Origin of the sequence: Streptomyces flavofungini, from assembly GCF_041028215.1 — a bacterium.
GTDB classification, from domain to species: domain Bacteria; phylum Actinomycetota; class Actinomycetes; order Streptomycetales; family Streptomycetaceae; genus Streptomyces; species Streptomyces flavofungini_B.
On record NZ_JASKYR010000374.1, the window covers coordinates 1 to 7,724 of the forward strand.

The 7,724-nt window shown below is 69.8% G+C and carries 7 protein-coding genes and 6 tRNA genes; 7 read left to right on the forward strand and 6 right to left on the reverse strand.

Translation table 11 applies throughout. The features are described from left to right. Positions 1 to 60 precede the first annotated feature (60 nt). Positions 61 to 1,338: a serine--tRNA ligase gene (gene serS, locus AB8Z36_RS23975; protein ID WP_369215437.1), complete on the forward strand. Its 1,278-nt coding sequence runs from the start codon at positions 61 to 63 to the stop codon at positions 1,336 to 1,338. Between the two features lie 94 nt (positions 1,339 to 1,432). Here serS and fabI read toward each other — a convergent pair whose 3' ends face one another. The 6 genes from fabI to AB8Z36_RS24005 all read right to left on the reverse strand — a co-directional run bounded on the left by fabI (position 1,433) and on the right by AB8Z36_RS24005 (position 6,535). After that, positions 1,433 to 2,206, reverse strand: coding sequence for an enoyl-ACP reductase FabI (gene fabI / locus AB8Z36_RS23980; protein WP_369215438.1), 774 nt, complete (start codon positions 2,204 to 2,206; stop codon positions 1,433 to 1,435). Further along, on the reverse strand, positions 2,203 to 2,526 hold the full coding sequence (fdxA, locus tag AB8Z36_RS23985; RefSeq protein ID WP_369215439.1) for a ferredoxin: 324 nt from the start codon (positions 2,524 to 2,526) through the stop codon (positions 2,203 to 2,205). Before fdxA ends, fabI begins: the two co-directional genes overlap by 4 nt. A gap of 64 nt (positions 2,527 to 2,590) precedes the next feature. Beyond that, positions 2,591 to 4,003 carry an MFS transporter gene (locus tag AB8Z36_RS23990; RefSeq protein WP_369215440.1) on the reverse strand — a complete coding sequence of 471 codons (1,413 nt, stop codon included), beginning with the start codon at positions 4,001 to 4,003 and terminating at the stop codon, positions 2,591 to 2,593. Further along, positions 4,003 to 5,103 carry a fatty acid desaturase family protein gene (locus tag AB8Z36_RS23995; protein WP_369215441.1) on the reverse strand — a complete coding sequence of 367 codons (1,101 nt, stop codon included), beginning with the start codon at positions 5,101 to 5,103 and terminating at the stop codon, positions 4,003 to 4,005. The genes AB8Z36_RS23990 and AB8Z36_RS23995 overlap by 1 nt, the downstream gene beginning before the upstream one ends. A gap of 202 nt (positions 5,104 to 5,305) precedes the next feature. After that, entirely contained in the window at positions 5,306 to 5,497 is a 192-nt protein-coding gene (locus AB8Z36_RS24000) for a hypothetical protein (RefSeq protein ID WP_369215442.1), read from the reverse strand. Between the two features lie 45 nt (positions 5,498 to 5,542). Next, the gene (locus tag AB8Z36_RS24005) at positions 5,543 to 6,535 is read right to left on the reverse strand and encodes a DUF2156 domain-containing protein (RefSeq protein ID WP_369215443.1); all 993 of its coding nucleotides are present in this window, start codon (positions 6,533 to 6,535) and stop codon (positions 5,543 to 5,545) included. Positions 6,536 to 6,744: 209 nt separating this feature from the next. On the opposite strand from AB8Z36_RS24005, the gene AB8Z36_RS24010 reads away from it, so the two are divergent. The 6 genes from AB8Z36_RS24010 to AB8Z36_RS24035 all read left to right on the forward strand — a co-directional run bounded on the left by AB8Z36_RS24010 (position 6,745) and on the right by AB8Z36_RS24035 (position 7,490). Then, positions 6,745 to 6,842, forward strand: a tRNA-OTHER gene (locus tag AB8Z36_RS24010). Positions 6,843 to 6,852: 10 nt separating this feature from the next. Then, positions 6,853 to 6,947, forward strand: a tRNA-OTHER gene (locus AB8Z36_RS24015). 49 nt (positions 6,948 to 6,996) lie between these two features. Continuing rightward, positions 6,997 to 7,091, forward strand: a tRNA-OTHER gene (locus AB8Z36_RS24020). Between the two features lie 49 nt (positions 7,092 to 7,140). Further along, positions 7,141 to 7,238 (forward strand) — tRNA-OTHER (locus tag AB8Z36_RS24025). A 10-nt stretch (positions 7,239 to 7,248) separates the two neighbouring features. Continuing rightward, positions 7,249 to 7,343 (forward strand) — tRNA-OTHER (locus AB8Z36_RS24030). Between the two features lie 49 nt (positions 7,344 to 7,392). After that, positions 7,393 to 7,490: transfer RNA gene (locus tag AB8Z36_RS24035), tRNA-OTHER, on the forward strand. The last annotated feature ends 234 nt before the right edge of the window (positions 7,491 to 7,724 follow it).

Here is a 7,724-nt window from a genome sequence, read left to right on the forward strand (position 1 = left end):
GCGCCGAGCCGCCCCTCGCCCAGGGGGGGGGGGAGGGACCCCTCTACCCCAGGAGCAGTCATGCACGATCCCCGCGAACTCATCGCCGCAGGGCCCGACGCCGTACGGCGGCTCGCCCGGCGCCGCCACGACCTCGACGTCACCGCGCTCGACACGGCCCACCGCGGCCGGGCCGCGGCGCAGGCCGAGGTGACGCGGCTGCGCACCGAGATGAACAAGGCGACACGGCAGCGCCGTTCGGGACCGCCCTCCGAGGAGGAGAAGGAGGCGGCCCGCGCGCTGCGCGCCGAGGTCCAGCAGGCCGAGACCGCCGCCAAGGAGGCGGGCCGCCGCCTCGCGGACCTCGTCCTCGCCGTCCCCAACATCCCGCTGGACACCGTGCCCGACGGCGACTCCGAGAAGGAGGCGGTGGAGATACGCCGGGGCGGCCCGCCGCCGTGCGCCGCCGCCGACGACCGGCACCACGCCGACATCGGCGAACGGCTCGGCATCCTCGACGGCAAGTCCGCCGCCCGGCTCTCCGGCGCCCGCTTCACCGTCAGCCGCGGCCCCGGCGCCCGCCTGGAGCGCGCGCTCGCCGACTTCTTCCTCGATCTGCACACCGCCGAGCACGGCTACACCGAGCAGTCCGTGCCGTTCCTCGTCAACCGCGACACCATGACGGGCACCGGGCAGCTCCCCAAGTTCGAGGACGACCTGTTCGCCACCAGGGTCGGCGACCGCGAGCTGTTCCTCATCCCCACCGCCGAGGTCCCGCTCACCAACCTCCTCGCCCAGCAGACGCTCGACGCCCGCGACATGCCGTACGCGTTCACCTCCCGCACCCCGTGCTTCCGCGCCGAGGCCGGTGCCTACGGCAGGGACACCCGGGGCATCCTGCGGCTGCACCAGTTCGAGAAGGTAGAGCTGGTGCGGGTCTGCGCCCCCGAGGACGCGGCCGAGCAGCTCGAACTCATGGTGGGCCACGCCGAGGAGTGCCTGCGGCGCCTTGAGCTCTCCTACCGGGTGGTCCTGCTGCCCGCCGGTGACCTCGGCTTCTCGGCCCGGATGACGTACGACATCGAGGTGTGGCTGCCGGGCAGCGGCTCCTACCGCGAGATCTCCTCCGTCTCGGACTGCGGCACCTTCCAGGCCCGCCGCGCCGGCATCCGGATGCGCACCGCCGACGGCCGCAAGGAGCACGCGGCGACCCTCAACGGCTCGGCGCTGCCCATCGGCCGCACGGTGGCCGCGCTGCTCGAACAGGGTGCGCGCCCCGACGGTTCGGTGGAGCTGCCGGAGGCCCTCGTCCCGTACACGCGGTTCCGGCGCATCCTGCCCGACGGCACGACCGAGTGACGAAGGCCAACCGTACGGGGAACGACGAGTGGGGGAGTCCAGGTGATGATCACCTGGACTCCCCCACCGCCGTACCGGCCTCGTGGCCGCCCGGTCAGGCACCCATCATGTGGGCCCCGCCGTCGACGTGCACGACCTCCCCCGTGGTGCGGGGGAAGAAGTCCGAGAGCAGCGCGACGATGCCGCGTGCCGCGGGTTCCGGGTCGTTGAGGTCCCAGCCCGCGGGGGCGCGGGTGTGCCAGTCGTCGGCGAGTTCGGAGAAGCCCGGGATGGACTTGGCGGCCATGGACCGCAGGGGGCCCGCCGCCACCAGGTTGCAGCGGATGCCGCGGGCGCCCAGATCACGGGCGAGGTAGCGGCTCGTGGACTCCAGGGCCGCCTTGGCGACGCCCATCCAGTCGTACTTGGGCCAGGCCACCGTCGCGTCGAAGGTGACGCCGACCACGGAACCGCCGCGCGGCTGAAGGAGCGGCAGCAGGGCGGTGGTCAGGGATTTCAGTGAGTACGCCGAGACGTGCACGGCGGTCGACACGTCCTCCCAGGCTCCCTCCAGGAAGTGGAAGGCGCCGGGCGGCCCGTAGGCGATGGAGTGCACGATGCCGTCGATGCCGCCTCCGTCGCCGAAGGTCTCCCGCACCCGGTCGGCCAGGCCGTCCAGGTGCTCCTGGTCCGTCACGTCCAGCTCGACTACCGGCGCGGGCTTCGGCAGCAGGCCCGCGGTGCGCTCGATCAGGGAGAGCCGCCCGAAGCCGGTGAGCACCACGTCGGCGCCCTCCAGCTGGGCGATCCGGGCGGCGTGGAAGGCGATGGAGCCCTCGGTGAGGACGCCCGTCACCAGAATCCGCTTGCCCGCGAGGAGTCCGCTCATGACGCCACCGCCAGCGGCAGGGACGCCACGAGGGCGGAGTCGTGCGGCAGCGCGCCGAGCGCGGAGGCGCCGCCGGGCGAGCCGATCTCCTGGAAGAAGTCGGCGTTGGAGCCGCGGTGGTCGCCCCAGGAGCCGGGCACGTCGTCCTCGAAGTAGATGGCCTCGACGGGGCACACGGGTTCACAGGCCCCGCAGTCCACACACTCGTCGGGGTGGATGTACAGGGCGCGGGCACCCTCGTAGATGCAGTCCACGGGGCATTCGTCGATGCAGGACTTGTCCTTCACATCGGCGCAGGGCTGAGCGATGACGTAGGCCATGCCATGTTCCTCATCAGTCCGTCGTGTCGTGGGGAAGGTTTTCGGGGCGGGGCAGGCAGGTGGGTCAGCCGGTCGGCGCGTGGTCGACCGAGACGCCGGTGGTGCTGTCGCCCAGGGTGAGCACGGTCACCGCGAGCGCGGTCATCACGGCGGCGATGACGGCGAACAGCGCGCCGGGCCCGTACGACGTCAGGACCGGCAGCAGGACGAACGGCAGCGCGGCGGCGCTGAGCTTCGACAGCGAGTACGCGGCACCGGACGCGGCGGCCCGGATGGCGGTCGGGTACTGCTCCGCCAGATACACGTGCGAGACGCTGCTGAAGACGTTGCTGAACACGGTGTAGACGAAGCCGAACACCATGATCCACGTCGCCGACCCGGCGTAGGAGAACCCGAGCCCGGCCACGACCATCGCCCCGGCGGACAGCGCCACCAGCCGCTTGCGCTCCATGCGGTCGATGATCGGCAGCGAGAGCGCGGAGCCCACGGGGTAGCCGAGGAAGCAGACCGCGGTGAACCCGAGGCCCGCGACGATGCCGTACCCCTTGGCGGCCAGGATCTGCGGCGCCAGGGTCCCGAAGCCGTAGTAGCCGACCACCGAGAGCGCGCAGAAGATCCAGAGCATGGCGGTACGGCGCCGCAGCCGTGGCTCGAAGATGTCCCGCAGCCGGGTGACGGGGGCGACGGCGGCCTTCTCGACGGCCGCCACCTCCGCCTCGACCTCGGCCTTGTACGCGACCGCGGCACCCGCGGGCACCTCGGCCTCCATCCGCGAGACCAGCGTGTCGGCCTCGTCCTCGCGGCCGACCGCCGCGAGCCAGCGCGGCGACTCGATCAGCTTGCGCCGCAGCACCCAGACCACGGCCGAGCCGAGCGCCCCGATCACGAAGAGCCAGCGCCAGCCGTCGACGCCGAGCGGCGAGAGCGGCACGAGCCACAGGGCGGCGAAGCCCACGGCGGGCACCCCGCAGAAGGCCAGGGTGTAGGCCCAGGCGATGAACCGCCCGCGCTTCTTCGCGGGCAGCACATCGGACAGGTAGCAGTCGGACAGGCTCTGTTCGGCGCCGATGCCGACACCGGCGAAGAACCGCGTCACGATCAGCCAGGCGGCGTTCGGCGAGAAGGCGCCGAGCAGCGAGAAGCCCGAGTAGATCGCCAGGTTGATCAGGAACGCCCGGCGCCGCCCGTACCGGTCGGCGATCTTGCCGAGCAGCAGCGAGCCGATGAACTGCCCGATGAAGGCCGAGGCGAGCACCAGCTTCAGTTCGGTGGCCCCGAACGCGAAGTCGTTCTGGAGCACCTTGGCGATCGTGCCGGACAGATTGTTCTCGAAGGTGTCGAAGAGCAGGCCGACGCCGATCACCGCGGTGATGCTGCGGTGCGTCGGCGTGATCGGCATCCGGTCGAGCCGGACGCCGATCGAGGCCTGCGTGGCGGTGCCGCGCGCGGCCGCCGGTCTGGTGACCGTGTCGACCATCAGGCGGCCCGTCCTATGTGCGCGTCGACCTCGCCGCGCCGCACCGGCGCGCTGACCTCGTGCAGGTAACCGGCGACCTCGCGGTACGAGGCGAAGAAGCCGACCTCGTGGTACGGCACACCGCGCTCGGCGCAGTACTCGCGGGTGAGCTCACGGGCACGGCCCAGGTTCTTCTGCGGCATGGCGGGGAAGAGGTGGTGCTCCACCTGGTAGTTCAGGCCCCCGTAGAGGAAGTCGATGAACCAGGAGGGACGGATGTTGCGCGAGGTGAGGACCTGGCGCTCCAGCCAGTCCAGGGTCTCCTCCTCGCCGTCACGGACGTCCATGCCCTTGTGGTTCGGGGCGAAGATCATGCCGAAGTAGACGCCGAGCGTGGCCTGCTGCACGAGGATGAAGGCGACCCCGAGCACCGGCGAGAGCACGGTGAAGACGCAGGTCAGGTAGATCGCCGCCCGCGCGATGAGCAGCGCGGACTCCAGCACGGGACGCTTGGTCAGACCCTGCCGGATCGACTTCACGGCCGTCTTGTGCATCTTGAAGGACTCAAGGACGAGCAGCACGAAGAAGAGCACGCTCTGGTAGCGCACGATGAAGCGCTGCACACCGGTCCTGGTCGCGTACTGCTTGATGTCGAAGATCGCGGTACGCCGGCCGATGTCCGGGTCCATGTCGAGGTGGTTGGGGTTGCTGTGGTGGCGGTTGTGGTGGTTGACCCACCAGCCGAAGCTGACGCCGTTGACGAAGTTGGCGTGGAAGTAGCCGACGGCGGAGGCGGCCTTCTTGTTGCGGAACATCGCCTTGTGGCCCGCGTCGTGCCACATGAACGAGGACTGGCCACCGCAGAGGCCCATCCACACCGCCACGGCGAGCGTCCACCACGAGTCGCCCACCAGGAAGAAGGCGGTGATCCCGGCCACGAGAAGCGTGGTGTTCCGGATCAGCCGCCCTATGTAGTACTTCGGGTTCAGGTCGAGGAGCCCCTCGGCCTTCACCCGTTTGAGGAGCTCGGAGAAGGTGGCGGATGCCCCGGTGCGCTGCGGGACGGCGGTGTGCTGCGGGGCGACGGCGACACCGGTCTCTTGGACGTGCGGACGCTGCATACGAAGCTCTCCTCGGAAGAAGTGCCCGAACCGGGCGGCGGCGCCCGCCCGGCGCACCGGTTGCGCTGGGGCACAGTGCGGTACCCCACCGGCCGGACGCCGGGCGAACGTGTACGCAGCGTTCCGTGCGGCGCTGATGTGGCGCTGATGCGAAGCTGGCCGCGGGCCTTGCCGGCAGCGGCGCCGCACCGCGTTGCGCCGGTCAGGCCACCGGCTCCGACTCGGCCCGCAGCAGGGCGTCGAGCTCCCGGACCACACCGTCCGCCGCACGGGCGACGTCCTCGTCGTCGGGGGCCCCGATGATGCCCATGAGCTGCTCGATCATGGCGTGCTTGAGGGTGTCGGCGGGGTCGGTGGCTTCGGTGGTGCCGTTGGTCCCGTTGGTGTCACTCATGGCGGCGAACTCCTGTGATCGTAGGGCTGTGCTGGGGGTGATCCGTCAGAACGCGTTGCAGGCGCGGAAGATGTGCGCGAAGGAGGCCAGTGACGCGGGCCCGTCGAAGGCGACGTACTCGGGGATGAGCGCGTCCGGTGCCCACTTCTGCTTGTACGAGAGCTGCGTCTGCGCCGGGTAGAGCGCGGCGCCCTCGGCCCACAGGGCGTGCATCAGCCACTGGAACGCCGGGCTGTGGCCGTCCAGTTCGTGCTCGGCGCCGAGCCCGGTGAAGGGCGTGAACCCGAAGTGCAGCCACTGCACGCCCTCGCTGCGGAAGACCTCGATGGCGTGCGCGTTGATGGCCTCCATCAGCCCCGGCGACCCGTCGGGCACGCGGCGGCTGAGGTCGTGCATCCACCCGGCCCTGCTGCCGTAGACCGGCGAGTACGAGATGTACGCGACGGGCGCACCGGCGATCGTCCCCACGAACAGCCGCCGCTGCTCCTGGACCTCGCCGCCGATCTCGCCGACGAGGAACTCCAGGGGACGTGCGGCACCCTTGCTGGAGAGCCAGGCGCCGTCGATGGTCTCCAGCGCGTCCTGGAAGGCGTGCGCGGGCACCTCCTCGATCTGGAGCCCGTTGCGGTGGGCCCGGGAGATCTTGTTGCGCAGCTGCATGAAGCGGGTGCCGCGCAGGGTGAACTCCGGGAGGCTCACCGCCCAGGAGGCGCCTATCTGGTTGACGGTAAAGCCCAGTTCCGCGTACCGCTCAGCGTCGGCGCGCTGGAGCTGGACGCCGACGTGGGTGAGCCCTTCCTCCTTCACATGGCGCCGGAACCCGTCGAGGAGGGTGTCGTACGCCTCCGGGGCGGCGAAGGGCCCACCGAACTGGACGGCGAACCGGCCGGTCCTGCGGTAGATGACGACGCCGTCCGTTCCCGGCAGCGAGAACGAACTGTTGCCGCTGTTGAGCGCGAGGAACGCGCTGGGATTCTCGGTGTGCGTGTGCGTGCGGACTGCGTTGAGAATCGGGTTTTCCACGGTGGTCACGGTCATGATCCGAATTCCTTTCGGAAGCCGTTGCGGTCGTTGAGAGTAGAGCACCGTGGCCCCTTTGATGGGAAGGGCGAAAATCCTTATGGGCCGGTGAAATCACAGGGAGACGGCGTGGACGGCAACCCGTGTCAGAGAGACGTCAGCGCCCCGTCAGAACCGCCTGCCAATGTTGTTCTCGTGAACGGCACGGGGAACCGGGCCGGGAACACGGAGAGGTGCCCGGAGTGGTTTATCGGGGACTTCGAGCTACGGCTCACGGTCGGGTCCGCACGGACCCACGCAGGTTCGAATCCTGCCCTCTCCGCCAGCACCACCAMGGAGAGGTGCCCGGAGTGGYTKATCGGGGACTTCGAGCTACGGCTCACGGTCGGGTCCGCACGGACCCACGCAGGTTCGAATCCTGCCCTCTCCGCGAGGCACGCAAGCATCGGTGCCAGCACCACCGCACAACCGCAACACCTGGAGAGGTGCCCGGAGTGGTTTATCGGGGACTTCGAGCTACGGCTCACGGTCGGGTCCGCACGGACCCACGCAGGTTCGAATCCTGCCCTCTCCGCGAGGCACGCAAGCATCGGTGCCAGCACCACCGCACAACCGCAACACCTGGAGAGGTGCCCGGAGTGGTTTATCGGGGACTTCGAGCTACGGCTCACGGTCGGGTCCGCACGGACCCACGCAGGTTCGAATCCTGCCCTCTCCGCCAGCACCACCAAGGAGAGGTGCCCGGAGTGGCTAATCGGGGACTTCGAGCTACGGCTCACAGTCGGGTCCATACGGGCCCACGCAGGTTCGAATCCTGCCCTCTCCGCGAGGCACGCAAGCATCGGTGCCAGCACCACCGCACAACCGCAACACCTGGAGAGGTGCCCGGAGTGGTTTATCGGGGACTTCGAGCTACGGCTCACAGTCGGGTCCATACGGGCCCACGCAGGTTCGAATCCTGCCCTCTCCGCCAGCGGAACATCAGCCTCCATATTCACTTCGCCGGGCCTCCCCCGCCTCGGCGAAGCAGCCGCCCCGGCGCCCCCGCGACAGCGGATCGGCCAGCCGGGGCGGTTCCGCGTCCGGGGCGTGTCCCAATTTCACGGACGAACCAGCAGGTCAGGCCCATCTTCAACAACCTGACCGGACTCGTTCAAAAAAATACCTTCCCAAAGGAATGATACCGTGAGAGGGTCTCCCTCGGAAG

Bases quoted from the DNA above. Each gene is read 5' to 3' on its own strand.
- serS (WP_369215437.1), top strand. From the start codon at position 61: ATGCACGATCCCCGCGAACTCATCGCCGCAGGGCCCGACGCCGTACGG.
- fabI (WP_369215438.1), bottom strand. From the start codon at position 2,206: ATGAGCGGACTCCTCGCGGGCAAGCGGATTCTGGTGACGGGCGTCCTC.
- fdxA (WP_369215439.1), bottom strand. From the start codon at position 2,526: ATGGCCTACGTCATCGCTCAGCCCTGCGCCGATGTGAAGGACAAGTCC.
- AB8Z36_RS23990 (WP_369215440.1), bottom strand. From the start codon at position 4,003: ATGGTCGACACGGTCACCAGACCGGCGGCCGCGCGCGGCACCGCCACG.
- AB8Z36_RS23995 (WP_369215441.1), bottom strand. From the start codon at position 5,103: ATGCAGCGTCCGCACGTCCAAGAGACCGGTGTCGCCGTCGCCCCGCAG.
- AB8Z36_RS24000 (WP_369215442.1), bottom strand. From the start codon at position 5,497: ATGAGTGACACCAACGGGACCAACGGCACCACCGAAGCCACCGACCCC.
- AB8Z36_RS24005 (WP_369215443.1), bottom strand. From the start codon at position 6,535: ATGACCGTGACCACCGTGGAAAACCCGATTCTCAACGCAGTCCGCACG.